Here is a 15,325-nt window from a genome sequence, read left to right on the forward strand (position 1 = left end):
GGTCCGTGGGACGAATAGTCTAGAGGAGTTTATTTCTTCATAATGTAGAAAAGCAGAAATTATAAGGGAGGAATGCCGGTAATGAGAGTACCCATTGTGAAGCCCGGCACCTTTTCATTTGTTGCCGTGGCTGATCGTCTGCGGTCCGTCTACGACGGCTACATAAAACGGTGAGGCATGAGACTGACATACTCCGGTTGGGGGACCAAATGGCTACTTTATCCCGTAATCGGTTAATTTGTTCTCTCACATCAGACGGCAAATAATGATAGAACTTATCTAGTGCGGATTCAGCTTGATCACCGAACGGAAGCGCACCAAAGTATCGCAGAGACTGGGCGGCGAAAAAAATCGCAATAGCCTCGCTTTCAGTAAACGCTATTGGTGGAAGCAGACATTCATTTAGAAGCCTGTAGCCGCCACCACGCCCTTGAATGGAATAAAGGGGTATCCCTAGTTCTCCCAGATCGATTAAGTCCCTGGAAATCGTTCGTGGTGAAACAAACTTTATGATGTCCATTTTGTAGTCGTAGTTTTTCAGGCTGAGGGGACATTGAATAAACAAGCTTATCGCAATGAACTTACGGTAGTTTTCGAATTTGAGGGCGATCAAATCAAGTCATTTAAAGAATTTGTTGGTATGCCACTAAAAAGTTACGAGAATTAGACGAAATTCCATCAGAAGCATCGGTTGCGCTAACGAAGACAAGAGCTCAATAAACAACAAAGCTAGGCTGCTGCGGGATCGACCGGTAGCCTTTGCCCACCTATACCGGGCAGCATTCCTATTATGAAGAAATACGAGGTTTGAGAGTTCGGGAAGCCCATTTCTTTTGAAAATAATCAAGAAGGATTCGAATTATTTGTAGGCTGGTTCCGAAAGATCTCAATGGAACACGGTTTCCAAGATGTCATGGTAGGCATGGAACCAACCGGCCACTACTGGCTGAACCTAGCTCATTTCCTACGTGAAAAATAAATAGCGTACGGTGTTGTAAATCCGCTGCACGTGAAGAAAAGCAAAGAATTAGATGACAATTTCAACGAAAAATGACATCAAGGATGCAAGGGTCATTGCACAATTGGTCAAAGACGGGAGATACGCCGTACCGAGCCTTCCTCAGGGGATTTATACAGAACTGAGAGAAGCGATGAAAATTCGCGATCACCTCGACTGACTTTTGTGTGATCCAAGCACGTGTCCATAACTGGCTGGATCGGTATTTTCCAGAGTTTCTGACGGTATTTAAAGATTGGGAATGCAAGTCTGCCATCCAAATGATGAGCCTCTATTTACTACCGCATGAGCTTGTTCATGTGCCGGATGAAACCTTGTATCATATTTGCGCAGTGCTCCGTATATCGACTTGCTGGAGGAACTGAATGAATAATACCTCCGGGAGCATCCAATCAAGCACGACGAGATCAGGATGTTCAAACCGGGCAATCATGAGTGCTTCCTTGCCGGCACAGGCGGTCAATACACGGAACCCTTCACGTTGCAAATAGGTCTGCATCTCCTCCAGCATGCCCGGTTCGTCCTCCACAAGCAACAATTTCGGTTCCATTCCCATCACATCTTTCCCTTTTAGTCTGCTTCGATTGACGAGAGTTATATCGCTTACCGAAATTATACCGTGATTTAGTAGGTCCTTAAAGAAATCCACACAAAGAGAGGAAGATCTGCATAAGTTCTCGACATTTGTTGTGTAAACTGGATGTGAAAGGAGAGAAATCATCGTGAAAATAAAACTCATTTCATTCATAATCCTTTGTACACTTCTACTTGTGCCAACGATCGCCTTTGCTGAAGGGACTGGTGTTGGTTATGGGAGTATCACCCCTGGGCGGCTCTTGACTTTCGGGGCTGGGGTGATTGGGCTAAGCAGCGCGGTTGTTGCTGGGATTGCTCTTGCCCGTCCAACCAATCGTTTTGCCACTGGTCAATGGCCTGTTCTGTCCATCGTATTGGGTCTGTTTTGTGTGCTTCTCTCCATGTTTCATCTAGCCGTTACGCCTGCTGGTTTTGGTGCTGGCAACGGGCGTGCTGAAGCGATCATAGCGATCGTGATTGGGCTGATCGGCTTGGTGCTCGCTGGAATGGCTTGGTTCCGCTCTCTTCGTGACAAATAATTCGACTATTTTTTCTGTTTCTCTTAAGAACGTGCAGTTAGTTTGTAAACTGATCGTGAAAGGATTAGTGTGGGGACGCAAATGGGAACTCAATATGATAATAACGGGAAAGCTTGCTTGGAAATTAAGGAAAATTGCATGGGCTGCAGGCAGTAAGCTTCTACAGAAACAAAGAGACCAAGATGGCTATATTTCTGATAGCCCGGAAAAGGAGAGACAGCGAATGGAAAAATTGTACAATCAATATTACACTGGCTTATCAGTTGACAGGCTCTCCAGAAGACGCGGAAGGTGTAGTTCAGGATGTGTTTGTTAATGCGTGTGTGTACAGAATAAACATGAAAGGGAGATCGAACTATGTCAATCTCGAATCATAAAGCACCTCTACTCGATTTGTTTTCTGCTGAATTTAAAGGTAAAGCCTATTCTTTTTACACAAGACTCAGGGAAAATGAGCCCGTTTATCGTTTCATGCTTCCTAACGGTCAAATTGCTTGGCTCATTACACAATACGAAGATGCACAGGCAGCATTAAAAGACAATCGGTTTATTAAGAATCCACATACACTGTTGAGCCAAGAACAAATGAACAAATTGATTCTCATGCAGGAAAGGGATTTACTCATTAACAATATGGGGCTCTCTGATCCCCCAGATCATACCCGCTTGCGTAACTTAGTTCAAAAAGCTTTCACGCCAAAAATGATCAAGGAATTGCGTGGTCGAATTCAAGAGATCACTGACACGTTACTAGATGAGATTCAAGACAAAGGGAAAATGAATGTAATTGATGAGTTTGCTTTCCCTTTACCTATCATTGTGATTTTTGAAATGTTGGGGATTCCTACAAAAGACCGTGATCAGTTCCGAGAATGGTCTAACGTTATAATTGAGGCTATTACTATTGACATCCCCGAGAAAATGCAGGAGGCACTCCCAAAGATTCAGTCTTTAATTAAATACATTGGTCATCTGATTGAAGAGCGGCGAAAAGATCCAACTGAAGACCTTGTTAGTGCTTTGATTCAAGCTGAGACTGAGGGAGAAAAACTTACAGAAAATGAATTGTATTCGATGATTTTTTTGCTCATTATTGCTGGATATGAAACGACGGTTAATTTGATTGGAAATGGTGTATTAGCTTTGTTGCAGCATCCAGAACAATTTGAAAAGCTCAAAAGTAATCCTGAACTTATCTCATCTGCGATTGAAGAAATATTACGTTTCTACGGACCTGTAGAGTTAGCGACTAGTCGATGGGCAGGTGAAGATGTTCTGTTACATGAGAAGATGATACGTAAAGGAGATATGATTGTAGTGGCTTTAGCTTCCGCTAACCGTGATGAGACACAGTTTAAAAATCCGGATCTATTTGATATTACTAGAAAGAATAACTGTCATCTTGCCTTCGGTATGGGAATTCACTACTGTCTGGGTGCTCCACTAGCACGACTGGAAGGTCAGATTGCCCTTCTCACTTTATTGCGCAGAATGCCCAATCTTCGTCTGAATACAGATGCTGAAGCGTTGAAATGGCGTCCAACTTTTGTGATGCGTGGATTAATTGAATTACCAGTTGTGTTTTAATGTTTGGAGTAGGTTCTGCTATAAGCAAAATGATTCAGACAGCCAAATCATTATCCAATCTACGAACAATTGTAAACTGATCGTGAAAGGAAGGGTAGGCATGAAAATAAAACTCGTTTCATTTGTAATCCTTTGTACATTTTTACTTGTGCCGACGATTGCCTCAGCTGCCTCAGCTGAACAAGTCTACGGTTTTACTCCCGCACGAATCAAGATCCTCGTGACCGTGGTGATGGGGTTGGGCAGTGTGGGCATCGCTTGGTTGTCTTTGGCCCGTGCCTCTGATCGTTCTGGCAAAGGTAATTGGCGAATTGCGACCCTCGTGGCCATCGCGTTGGCATTGATTGCCTTTTTTATCGCTGGGCCGCATTTTGTTTACACTACCGGCGATATTGGTTCCGGTAACGGGCGAGGTGGTGCCGCCTTTGTCGTCATACTGTCGATCATCACGATCGTCCTCTCTGGAATGGCTTGGTTCGCCTCCCGATATCGCACTAGCTGAACCGAAATACAAGCCATGGCGAATGAATAGAGTGACGAGGCAATGTTCGGTGGTGAACGTGGCGAAACTTACGAGTTTTTCACACAAAAATGTACGAGTTTCGCTATGGCGCTAAAGCGCCAAGTCTCACTATGGTGCACCGTCCATCGAACAGCGACCCAAAACGGACGATGCAAGTCCATCTCATCATCCTCTGGTTTCGCAGTACCTGAAGAACAAGTATTTAAAATATTGAAGAGCGATAAAGCTGGAATGTCGTTAAATCCTTCACCAGAAGTAGAGCAAAAAAATGCAGATTTAACTAAACAATTGGAAGATAAATTCGGTGTAAAAGTAAAGCAACCGTTACAGTTTATCATGAATCACTCTGATGTGAATATCGTTTACACAAGCAGAGCATTTCAACCAGGTGTGGAATATTTGGATGATTCATATGTATTTATCGGTCCCTCTATCACCAAACGAGTGCAAGCAAATGATTTTCCTTTAGAAAAAATACATGATCAGAAAGTACTTTATATTTCAATGGGTGCTACCTTACTAGGATTGGAAGATTTCTTTCGAACTTGCATAGAAGCATTTCGAGATTTTGAGGGGAAAGTTGTGTTATCTGTGGGCAAAACAACCGATATATCCAAATTAGGTTCATTCCCGGAAAATTTTATTGTACGTAATTATGTGCCGCAGCTTGAAGTTTTACAGCATACAGACCTTTTTATTACGCATGGAGGAATGAATAGTACGAGCGAAGCTCTCTATTATGAAGTGCCTCTTATTGTCATCCCACAAACCTCAGATCAACCTTTGGTCGCAAACCGATTGGAGGAACTTCATGCTGGCTATCGAATTGATCCGCACGAAGTGAGTGTAGAAAAGCTACAAGAAGCAGTGCAAACAGTATTGTCCAACCCAGCTTATCGCGAAAATGCTAAAAAGGTAAGCAAAAGCTTTAAGGAGGCAGGAGGAGTAGAAAAAGCTTTGAAGGCGATAGATGCAAGAGTAAAATAAATGTATCCATCAAGCCCCATCCAAGAGCATGGATAAGGTTTTTGTTTTCTCTGAAAGAAATCCATGCAAAATAGAGGAAGATCTGCATAAGTTCTCGACATTTGTTGTGTAAAGTGAAAGCTGATATAGATTCAGCTTGTAAAAACAATAAAGAGGAGGAATGAGCATATGAAAATGAAACTAGTTTCATTCGGAATACTCTTACTCTGCGCGCTTCTACTTGTACCAACGATTGCCTTTGCTGAAAATAAAGTCGGATATGTAATCACGACCGGGCGAATCTGGTCCACGGTAGACGCGTTTGTGGGGCTGATGAACGCAATCTTTGCTGGGCTGTCTCTATCCCGCTCCATCCGTCGTATTGGCAATGGTGGGCGAAACGGGGCCATCATATCCGTAGTGGTGGCGCTGGTCGTCATTGTCTATGCTTTAATTCATATGACCATGTTCCCTGGTGATTTCGGCACTGGCGACGGAAGAGCTGCGGCTGTCATCGCCATCGTGACGGGGATCATTAGCATAGTTTTTGCCGGTATCACTCTGATCCGCTCCCGCCGTGCTGGCTGACCTAAATGGGTTTGAATACCTTGATCTGAATTTATCCTTAGGTAGAAGGTTATCTGGTTAATCAAAACCCAGATAACCTTTTTTGATAAAAAATAAAAAACGCTTTACATACCACTCATATTTCGCGCGATCAACGAAGTGCCACTGAGCATATTTAACCAGCCGTTTTAAATTTATTTCTTAGAAGGCCCACACAACGTATTGAATGAATAACAGATTTCAACATCGTTTTTTCACTACTCTCCCATCACTTTAAAGAAATCCACGTAAACAGAGGAAAATCTGCATAAGTTCTCGACATTTGTTATGTAAAGTGAAAGCTGATATAGATTCAGTTTGTAAAAACAATAAAGAGGAGGAATGAGCATATGAAAATGAAACTAGTTTCATTCGTAATACTTTGTACAATTCTACTGATACCAACGATTGCTTCTGCTGAAATGGTTGGCGGTAGTGATGAAATGACCATCGAACAACTCAAGGCCATCGTGGTCGTGGTAATAGGGTTGATCAGCGTAGTCATCAGTGGGCTGGCTCTGGCCCGTTCCATCGGTCTTTTCGGTAACGGCAACGGACGAAACTGGGCCATCGTAGCCATCGTGATAGCTGTGTTCAGCATCTATGTCGGCGGGCGGCATCTTTTCGACGCCACTGGTTTTTTCGGCACTGGCTACGGGCAAGCTGGGTCCATCGTAGCCATAGTGTTGGGGCTAATTGGCGTGGTTCTCGCTTGTCTGACTCTAGTCCGCTCCCGTCGCAAAAGCTGACCTAACAATGGGAACGGTTCTCTCGATTGCTGGTGTCAGCTACGCTAGCGATATAACCACTCTGGGTGTCCAGTCATAAGAATTTTGCTCGACATAAGATATTCGGAAAAAACGAAAGGAGCCCTCCTCCGACAATCAATACAGGTACGCGAACGTTCGCATTCATCGTAATCGTCTCCTTTGCTCTGATTTCAAAGGGAACAAATCGATGCTGACTATTTGCGTGCCACGCCCGCAGAGCAAGTCGAAATCTTTAAAGCTTATTTCCTTGACCATACGCGGCTGAATATGCTGCTCTCCGTCACGAACGGCGTGCGCTTGTTCTTTTTTGATGTGCTCGGGTTGTTCTCTCTTGGCTCTCTTCAAGGCATTCAAAGAAAGGGTGTATATGATGAGACTTATTGAAATAATACTACTGTTTGCCAATCTACTGGCTTTTTTTTCCTTGGTAATCCCATTGCAACGGTCAATAAAGTGGGTACAATATTTGGCTTTCGTACCGTTGCCAATAACCGGTGTTCAGGTACTGGTGGAGGGTTCGCGCTGGGGGATGATCCCAGCTTATATCATGAGTGGGATACTCTTCGTGGCCTGGCTAGCTAAAAATATTGTGCGAAAGCCTAAACTTGGCGGAACAAGTAAGATCAGGCGACTTGTTTCCGGTTTTGCTACTGGTCTAGGAGCACTGGGACTGATAGTTTCTTCCGCTCTACCGATTCTTTTTCCTGTATTCCACTTACCACAACCGTCAGGACCTAACCAAATCGGTACATTGACCTATCATTGGGTAGATAAAACTCGCCCGGAGATTTTCACAGATAATCCCAATGATCGTCGTGAAATCATGGTACAGATTTGGTATCCAGCCAAAGGAAATCTATCATCGCCGTACGCTCCCTACATTCAGGAGACGGACTCCCTAGCATCACTTGCCCACTTGTCAGGTTTTCCGGGATTTATCTTTGATCAATTTAAATACGTTCAAACTCATGCTATTCCTTCTGCAACTGTGTCGACAGATGAGTCTAAATATCCAGTGCTAATTTTTTCAGCTGGGCGTGGAGGTTTTCGTCAAGAAAGCACCCATATGTTTGAGGAGTTGGCGTCACATGGCTACATTGTGGCTTCCATCGACCATCCTTACACCTCTAGCGGAGTAGTATTTCCTGATGGTCGTTTGATATCCCTCGACTCTCGCCTTCTTCCCGGGCCTCAGAGTGGTATACCAGCTGATCGCAAATTCTTTGACAACATTGTTATACCCTATCTCGCTAAGGACGTTATTTTTGCACTTGATCAACTCACAGCCTTAAACCAATCTGATCCGAGAAGAATCCTGACTGGACGATTAGATCTTAAGAACGTTGGTATGTTTGGACCTTCAATGGGTGGTCTTGTAGGTGCCGAAGCCAGTTACTTAGACCCTCGTTTTCGTGCCTTCATAGCAATGGATGTTCATATGCCTGCCAATGTGGTTCGTTCTGGTTTAAAGCAACCAACCATGTTTATTAGTCGTGAAGCTAAGTGGATGAAGATGGAAGGGTGGTCGAAAGAGGATATAGATAAGACTCAAATAACTATGAGGTCGGTTTACAAGAAACTGCCGAAAGACGGTTACTTAGTTTTGATACCTGGTACTTTTCACGTAAACTTTTCCGATGCGCCATTTTTCTCACCACTGATGTCGTGGGCAGGCCTAACCGGACCAATTGATGGAGATCGGGCAAACAATATCATTGATTCTTACACATTGGCGTTTTTTGATAAGTACCTAAAGAGTCAGCCAGCAAAACTGCTTGATGGACCATCAAAACAATATCCTGAAGTGCACTTTGAAAAGCGGTGACTTAGATAGTACTAGGAAATCCACTTGAGGTTACAGCCCTTCATAGGAGGAGGGTTATTTGAAAGATAAAAAATCGAATATTCTATATCGTGAATAACGCAGCATAGCCCCCGTACAAGCGGCTGCCAATCCGAAAGAGGTGACTTTCATTCAAATTCAGATGTGGATTAAATATTATTTCTACAAATAAAGATCTTACTTTAGACATTATTAAAAACGAATTTAATTTCTGTAATATTAAGAGTAGTGCACTTGAAGAATGGGGGATTTTGACCTCTATAAGAATCATCTATGGTAATGGTTTAGTGTAAGAATGTTTTTAAATAAATTGTAACTCTATTCTTCAACTATAGGGTGTGAACTCAAGCTAACGGAGTACGATAGTTAAAATTTCCCGCCTTATTGAAAAGGAGGGTTTTGTTTTATTAGTTATCAACAATGAAATTGAACAAAGCCTACTATTTTATGCTGTCGAATCTCAGTACAATCTGGCAGATGCATATCTTTAATGGAACCTTTTCCCTAGTATTTAAGAACCTTGTATTTTTGGAATCAAATTTTATAGTATTTACAACTATATTTATTTAATTTTCAAAATAATATTTTACAAGGATTTAACGAAAACAAGGAAGGGGGCTAAACAAGCGCCTGTATACTTCTCCAGTACGGCGTTCTACGAATGGCCCTGATTTCTGCAACTAGAATAGGAGGAGAAAATAGAATGATAGGGAAAAGGACGAAAAAAATATGGTCTTCTGTCCTCAGCAGTGCGGTGATTCTATCCATGCTGCTTCCTGCCCAGCAACCGGTACTGGCAGAGAAAGCGAGTACGGCTGCGGCCACTGGTAGTGTTATCGATGAGAGACAGGTAGAGATTGGACCGGGTGCAACTTATACCTGGAGGAATATGAAGCTGGACCGTGGTCTAGAGAAGCTTAATATGGTGGAATTCGATCCTAAGAATCCGGCGCTTTCACTTGAACCGGGCATGACGAACGGTAAAGTGAATGGGATGCAGGGTGTAAGCAAGATGGCTAGTGATGCAGATCATGAAGGAAACAGAGTCATCGCGGGAATTAATGGCGATTTCTACGATATGTCTACAGGTGTGCCGCTTGGCTTGTTTATGGGTAACGGTACGATTCTTACGAGTCCGCCGGACGACTGGTATGCCTTCGGCATAAAGGAAGATGGTACGACATTGTACGGGCCAAGCCCGAAGCTGACAAGAACGCTGACGATCGGTGGCAAAACGTCCGAACTCAGCTCTATTAACCGGACGCGCGGGACTAATGATCTGGTACTATATACGCCGGATTTCGATGTGAGCACCATGACCAATGATTTGGGTGATGAAGTGGTGCTTGATGTGGTGCAGGGAGAAGTGAAAAGCGGGCAGACCCTGCAGCTGAAGGTGGAACGGATACATAATGACAAGGGGAACACGTCGATTGATCAAGGCAAAGTCGTATTATCTGCTTCGGGCAATCAGCGTAATGTTCTCTCTGGTCTGAAGGTCGGCGATGATGTTACCTTGAGTCTGAATCTGGAAGGGGCTTGGAGCGATGTGACGATGGCGATCGGAGGCTCGACGCTGCTTGTCAAAGACGGGGTCGCCCAGCCTAACGGCGATCCTGCGGCGCATCCGCGTACGGCAGTCGGGACGAAAGCCGATGGCTCTGTCGTGCTGCTTGAAATCGACGGCCGCCAGCCGGGATTCAGTGAAGGGGTGACCTTGGCTGAGCTGGGACAGATCATGCAGGATATGGGGGTTGTGAATGCCATCAACCTGGACGGAGGCGGTTCGTCGACCTTCATTGCCCGGATGCCGGGTGAAACGGAAAGAAAGCTGATGAACTCTCCTTCGGATGGTGGAGAACGCAAGACGGCAAACGGCCTTATGCTGGTGAACAAAGCGCCAGAGGGAGCGGTGGACAAGCTTGTCGTTCAGCCGGAGATGCAGCGTGTACTTACAGGCTCGATGGTATCCTTCAAAGCTAACGCGGTTGATGCAAATCTGCATCCGGCAGCCTTTAACGGAACTTTGCAGTGGAGCGTTGATCCGCAGTTTGGAATCATAGACGATCAAGGGAAATTTACCGCGGGCGCAACTGCGGGCATGACGGATATCTCCGTTACATCAGGAGCTTTAAGCGGAAATGCGAAGATCGAAATCGTGGATACGCTGACTGAGCTTTCTTTTGGCGACCAGGTGAAGAGTATTGCGCCTGGCAAATCGGAAACGATGAAGGTTACTGCGCTCCGGGATGGCCAGGTCATTCAGGCGGATAACAGCCAGCTTCAGTGGAGCGTTGAAGGTCCGATTGGCACGATTGACTCAAATGGCGTATTCACGGCAACCAACGAGACGGAGCAAAGCGGAAAAATTATCGTCAGCTATAAAGGCATTACAGCCTCTGTGGACGTGAACATCGGTCAGCCTCCGGTTGTGCTGGAGGACTTTGAAAATGGTCTCGATAAGTACCTTCCATCGGCTGGTGCTCAGTTCAATTCGACGAAAGTGAGCATCGAAACCAATGAGGATCTGGTTCGGTTTGGCAACGGCTCATTGAAGCTGGAATATGATTTTACCGGTAAACCGGGTACTTCCGGCGCCTATCTCCAGACCAAAAGCCCTGCTGAAAACATCGTAATTCCGGGCTATCCGGAGAAGATCGGCATGTGGGTCTACGGGGATGGCAAGTCTCACTGGCTGCGTGCACAGCTGCGCGACAGCAAAGGGACGATCCCGCTTGATTTTACCCCTCAGGACATCGGCGTCGACTGGGTAGGCTGGAAGTATGTCGAGGCAGACGTTCCGAAGGGCAGAACGCTGCCGCTTACGATAGATATGCCGGTGCGTTACATGGAGACTTCCGGAGCGAAAAAAGACGCCGGTGTCATCTACGTGGATCAGATCCGTGCGCTGTACGGTCCGAATGAAGATGATTTGGACCCTCCAATTTTGAAAAACAACTCACCTGCGGAAGGGGCGACGGTTCATAAGAATCAGCCGACCATCACGGTATACGGTGAGGATGCAGGATATGATCCGGTGAAGAATCCTGGAACGACGCTGATTGATCCGAATTCGATCCGGTTTGATCTGGACGGCGTGCGGGTGCAGCATACCCTTTATCCGCCGGAGGGGAAAATCTACTATACACCGACTACGCCGCTGGCGGACGGAATTCATCAGGCAAAAGTGTCGGTGTGTGACTTGTCCGGCAACCGGACGACGAAAGCCTGGACCTTTAATGTGGACACCGGGTCTTCCAAATTAACCTATGACACTCCGAAAAGCTTGTATGCAGGAAATAAATATACGGTAGATATTAAGGGTGTTAAAGCTTCAGACTTGAAGGATGGACAGCTTAAGCTTACTTTTGATCCATCCAAAGTAGAGAACCTGAGCTTCATTCCAGGCGATAAACTGAACGCATCCCAAGCTCAGGCCGATATCGACAGCAGCACAGGGACGGTGACCCTGACATTAAATAGTCTTAATACGGCTTCATTAACGGATAACGATCTTATTGGACAAATTCAATATGATGTGAAAAAGGATGCCACGGGGACGAATATCATCCAGTTTGTGTCCGGAAGCATTTCGTTTGTCAGCACGGGTAACGTGCACTATACCTTCTTCGGTCTGCCGTTATCTTCTGAGATCAAGAACAATCTGTCGCTGGCCTGGAATGAAGACGGGAATATTCAAGGCTATGAGACCGTGTTCCAGGTCAAAGATGAGTCCGGAGCTCCTGTAAAAGGAGTTGATATCCTTGCCGACGGCAATGTCATTGGAACGACGGATGTAGAAGGCAAGCTGAAGACGGGTACTCTTACGTCGTTAGTGAAGACATACAAGGTACAGGCTGTAAAAGGGAATTTATACAGCCAGGTAGCGGGATTCAAAGTGTCCCCGCTATACGGAACTGAAACGCCATACAATATTAACGTCAGTATGGGTGAAGATCCTTCCGTTTCGAGAGGATTCACCTGGCATACGAATCCGGGGACGGAGCCAACCGTTGTCGAATATGCGAAGCAGGCCGAGTTCAGCGGATTTGATCAGCCTAATGTACAGAAGGCGGATGGAACAAGCTACCTGTATCAAACGCTCGATTTGGGAGCTGTCCGGGTGCATAAAGCGACCGTTAACGGCTTGGAGCCAGGTGCCACTTATGTATATCGGGTAGGCGACGGCAATGGGCATTACAGTCAGCAAGGAACCTTCAAGACAGCCGGAGCTGTCGGCGAACCAACGAAGTTTTTGTACTTTGCGGATTCCCAGGCCGGTGACCTTGCCGGGTACAAGCTGTGGGGCAACACCGTGAAAAAAGCGATTGAGAATACGCCTGACGCAGATTTTATGGTGCATGTCGGGGATATGGTCGACAAAGGATATCTTGAGCAGGAATGGAATTGGTGGTTCAGCGAGGCCCAGGATGCGCTGATGAATACGACGCTGGTTAGCGCCATCGGCAACCATGAAGTGATGGGTACGAAGGAGAATAATGATTTTCTGGCCCATTTCAATCAGCCGGGGAACGGGCTGGAGAGCCTGAAGGGAAGCAATTTCTCTTTTGATTACGGAGATATTCATTTCATGGTTTTGAACAGCGAATACCAGTATGAAGAACAGCAGCAGTGGCTGGAACAAGATCTGTCCAACACAACGAAAAAATGGAAAATTGCGATCTTCCACCGCGGTCCGTACGGCAGTATCTATGATACGGAGGAAATCAGACGGTTGTGGGCGCCGGTACTCGAAAAACATCAGGTCGATCTGGTGCTGAACGGACATGATCATATTTATCTGCGGTCGTACCCGATGATGAATAACCAGATCACGGAAGACGGCAAGGGTACGACTTATGTCATTGCAGGCTCCACAGGACCGAAGTTCTACTCGCTGACCAAGCGGGAGTGGCAGCGGGTGACGGATGACGAAGCCACGCAAATGTACGCCTCGATTGAGGTGGATGGAGATCAGCTGAAATATGTGACCAAAACGGTAGGCGGCCGTATCGTCGACGAGTTTACTTTGACCAAGCAGACGGTGGCTCCTGAAAGTGTCGACATTGAGGAACAGGATCTGCAGCTGGCCATTGGGGAGACCCGGCAGCTGACCGCACATGTGAAGCCGGAGCAGGCGACGGATAAGCGTGTTACATGGTCTGTATATAGCTCCAATCCTGCAGACCAAGAAGTGGTAACTGTATCTCCAGAAGGATTGGTAACAGCCCGAGGTATGGGAACAGCAGTCGTAAGAGCAACCAGCACAGTGAATCCAGATGTGTATGGAGAAACGACCATTACCGTGAACCGGGTTCCTGAAGGTCTGGTGGATTCCATATCACTGAAGGGTAAAGACACCCTGAAGGTTGGTGAGACGGATCAGACCGTAACGGAAGCCGTATATCAGGACGGAACGCATGTACCGCTTTTGGATGGCGTGGTATATAGCAGCAGTCAGAGTGACATCGCATCCGTGAATGACCAAGGTACGGTTACCGCATTATCGGAGGGAACGACGGTCATTTCGGCAACCTATGATTCCTTCCATGCAGAATATGTCCTGAATGTTCAAGCTTCCGACAATCAAGGTGGAGGCGAAGGCAATGGGGGAGATCAGGGTAATAACGGCGGAGGTTCGGGTCCTGTCACTCCACCGGTTCAGCCTCCTGTACAGCCAAAACCACCGGAGAATACAGGAAAGTGGAACGTGTCTGCAAGTGAGCTTTCAGCACTTTTGGCAAAAGGGGAGCCTGTCTTCAGCACAGATAAGCCTTTTGAAGAGCTGACCCTGCCTGGTAATGCTGCCTCGCTGCTGAAGGATACGCCGGTAACCGTGAAAGCCGGGAACGTTGGGGTGACGATTCCTACCGAAGTCTTACGCTCCCTAAGCGAGCTGGTCCCTGCCGATCAGCTGGAAGGAAGCACAATGAAGCTGAGAGCAGAACGGATGACCGGAAACGAAGGTAAGCAGTGGATCGCGAATGCAGAGAGCGAATCAGGCGCTTCGCTTCGTGCGGGAAGCGACCTGCTGAAATTCAGCCTAAGCATTATTACAAAGGATGGCAAAGAATATCAGCTGTCTGAACTGAAAAAGCCTCTTACGCTGATGCTTCCGGTGTCTTCCGATGTGAACCGTAAGCTGTCCGGCATATATACTCTGGATAGCTCAGGCTCGCTGAAGTTTATCGGAGGCGCAGCAGACAATGGTAATCTGAAAGCCGATATATACAGCCTTCAGTCTCCTTATGCCGTATTGGAATACAACAAAACCTTTACGGACACTGCTGGGCACTGGGCTTCTGAGGTTATTCAGGAGCTGGCGGCGAAGCATCTGATCGAAGGCGTCAGCAGCAGCCAGTTTGCACCGGATCAAAAAGTCACCCGCGCGGAAATGACTGCTATGCTGGTACGTCTGCTGGATCTGAAAGGAAACGGCGTGACTCCGTTCCAGGATGTATCTGCGGATAAGTGGTACGCGGAGGCCATCTCGGCGGCTGTTCAAGCAGGCATCGTTCAAGGTGTCAGCGAAACAAGCTTTGCACCGGATGCCGTGATTAAGCGCCAGGAAGCAGCTGCCATGATCGTTCGTGCCTACAAGGCTGCGGGAGGGCAGATCGGCAGCGATGCCAGCAAGGCCGTGTTTAAAGACGTAGCCGCATCGCCGGCATGGGTGCAGGAAGCGGTGCAATCCGCATATGCGAGCGGTTTGATGCAAGGGCAATCGCCGGAGCGCTTCAATCCGGTAGGAGCAGCGACCCGTGCGGAAAGCGCGCAGATGATCTACAATATGTTGAGCAAGCTGAAGTAGGATAGGGGAAACCCAAGCAGCGGCAGGGCCAAGCGAAATGCTGGTCCTGCCGTTTTTTGTTCTGAATCCATTTCATTTGTCTCTTC

9 protein-coding genes and 1 pseudogene are annotated in these 15,325 nt (G+C 46.5%); 9 read left to right on the forward strand and 1 reads right to left on the reverse strand.

What is annotated here, in order from left to right:
* Window positions 1–811 precede the first annotated feature (811 nt).
* Window positions 812–1,344: pseudogene (locus MUG84_RS27705) on the forward strand (IS110 family transposase); the annotation flags it as partial.
* On the opposite strand, the gene MUG84_RS27710 reads toward MUG84_RS27705, so the two are convergent.
* The gene (locus MUG84_RS27710) at window positions 1,338–1,766 is read right to left on the reverse strand and encodes a response regulator (RefSeq protein WP_425313271.1); all 429 of its coding nucleotides are present in this window, start codon (window positions 1,764–1,766) and stop codon (window positions 1,338–1,340) included. The pseudogene MUG84_RS27705 and the gene MUG84_RS27710 overlap by 7 nt on opposite strands.
* Window positions 1,767–1,854: 88 nt before the next feature.
* On the opposite strand from MUG84_RS27710, the gene MUG84_RS23375 reads away from it, so the two are divergent.
* The 8 genes from MUG84_RS23375 (at window position 1,855) to MUG84_RS23410 (ending at window position 15,239) form a co-directional block, all read left to right on the forward strand.
* On the forward strand, window positions 1,855–2,133 hold the full coding sequence (locus tag MUG84_RS23375) for a DUF6223 family protein (protein WP_244729578.1): 279 nt from the start codon (window positions 1,855–1,857) through the stop codon (window positions 2,131–2,133).
* 357 nt (window positions 2,134–2,490) lie between these two features.
* Complete coding sequence (locus tag MUG84_RS23380; RefSeq protein ID WP_244729580.1) at window positions 2,491–3,720, forward strand: cytochrome P450 family protein; 1,230 nt, start codon at window positions 2,491–2,493, stop codon at window positions 3,718–3,720.
* Window positions 3,721–3,820: 100 nt separating this feature from the next.
* Window positions 3,821–4,222 (forward strand): DUF6223 family protein, encoded by a 402-nt coding sequence (locus MUG84_RS23385; RefSeq protein WP_244729583.1) that lies wholly within the window; start codon window positions 3,821–3,823, stop codon window positions 4,220–4,222.
* A 42-nt stretch (window positions 4,223–4,264) separates the two neighbouring features.
* Complete coding sequence (locus MUG84_RS23390) at window positions 4,265–5,230, forward strand: macrolide family glycosyltransferase (protein WP_244729585.1); 966 nt, start codon at window positions 4,265–4,267, stop codon at window positions 5,228–5,230.
* Between the two features lie 168 nt (window positions 5,231–5,398).
* A complete protein-coding gene (locus MUG84_RS23395) occupies window positions 5,399–5,797 on the forward strand; it encodes a DUF6223 family protein (RefSeq protein WP_244729587.1) in 399 nt (132 codons plus the stop codon).
* A 368-nt stretch (window positions 5,798–6,165) separates the two neighbouring features.
* Window positions 6,166–6,564 (forward strand): DUF6223 family protein, encoded by a 399-nt coding sequence (locus MUG84_RS23400; protein ID WP_244729589.1) that lies wholly within the window; start codon window positions 6,166–6,168, stop codon window positions 6,562–6,564.
* 388 nt (window positions 6,565–6,952) lie between these two features.
* Window positions 6,953–8,410 (forward strand): alpha/beta hydrolase family protein, encoded by a 1,458-nt coding sequence (locus MUG84_RS23405; protein WP_244729591.1) that lies wholly within the window; start codon window positions 6,953–6,955, stop codon window positions 8,408–8,410.
* Between the two features lie 721 nt (window positions 8,411–9,131).
* Window positions 9,132–15,239, forward strand: a complete 6,108-nt coding sequence (locus tag MUG84_RS23410) for a phosphodiester glycosidase family protein (protein WP_244729594.1) — start codon at window positions 9,132–9,134, stop codon at window positions 15,237–15,239.
* The last annotated feature ends 86 nt before the right edge of the window (window positions 15,240–15,325 follow it).

This window comes from Paenibacillus mangrovi (genome assembly GCF_022898935.1).
Lineage (GTDB): Bacteria > Bacillota > Bacilli > Paenibacillales > Paenibacillaceae > Paenibacillus_AQ > Paenibacillus_AQ mangrovi.

What these genes read in the sequence shown, in the direction of transcription:
- MUG84_RS23395 (WP_244729587.1), top strand. Translation starts at nt 5,399, where the DNA reads ATGAAAATGAAACTAGTTTCATTCGGAATACTCTTACTCTGCGCGCTT.
- MUG84_RS23400 (WP_244729589.1), top strand. Translation starts at nt 6,166, where the DNA reads ATGAAAATGAAACTAGTTTCATTCGTAATACTTTGTACAATTCTACTG.
- MUG84_RS23410 (WP_244729594.1), top strand. Translation starts at nt 9,132, where the DNA reads ATGATAGGGAAAAGGACGAAAAAAATATGGTCTTCTGTCCTCAGCAGT.
- MUG84_RS27710 (WP_425313271.1), bottom strand. Translation starts at nt 1,766, where the DNA reads ATGAATGAAATGAGTTTTATTTTCACGATGATTTCTCTCCTTTCACAT.
- MUG84_RS23405 (WP_244729591.1), top strand. Translation starts at nt 6,953, where the DNA reads ATGATGAGACTTATTGAAATAATACTACTGTTTGCCAATCTACTGGCT.
- MUG84_RS23380 (WP_244729580.1), top strand. Translation starts at nt 2,491, where the DNA reads ATGTCAATCTCGAATCATAAAGCACCTCTACTCGATTTGTTTTCTGCT.
- MUG84_RS23385 (WP_244729583.1), top strand. Translation starts at nt 3,821, where the DNA reads ATGAAAATAAAACTCGTTTCATTTGTAATCCTTTGTACATTTTTACTT.
- MUG84_RS23390 (WP_244729585.1), top strand. Translation starts at nt 4,265, where the DNA reads ATGTTCGGTGGTGAACGTGGCGAAACTTACGAGTTTTTCACACAAAAA.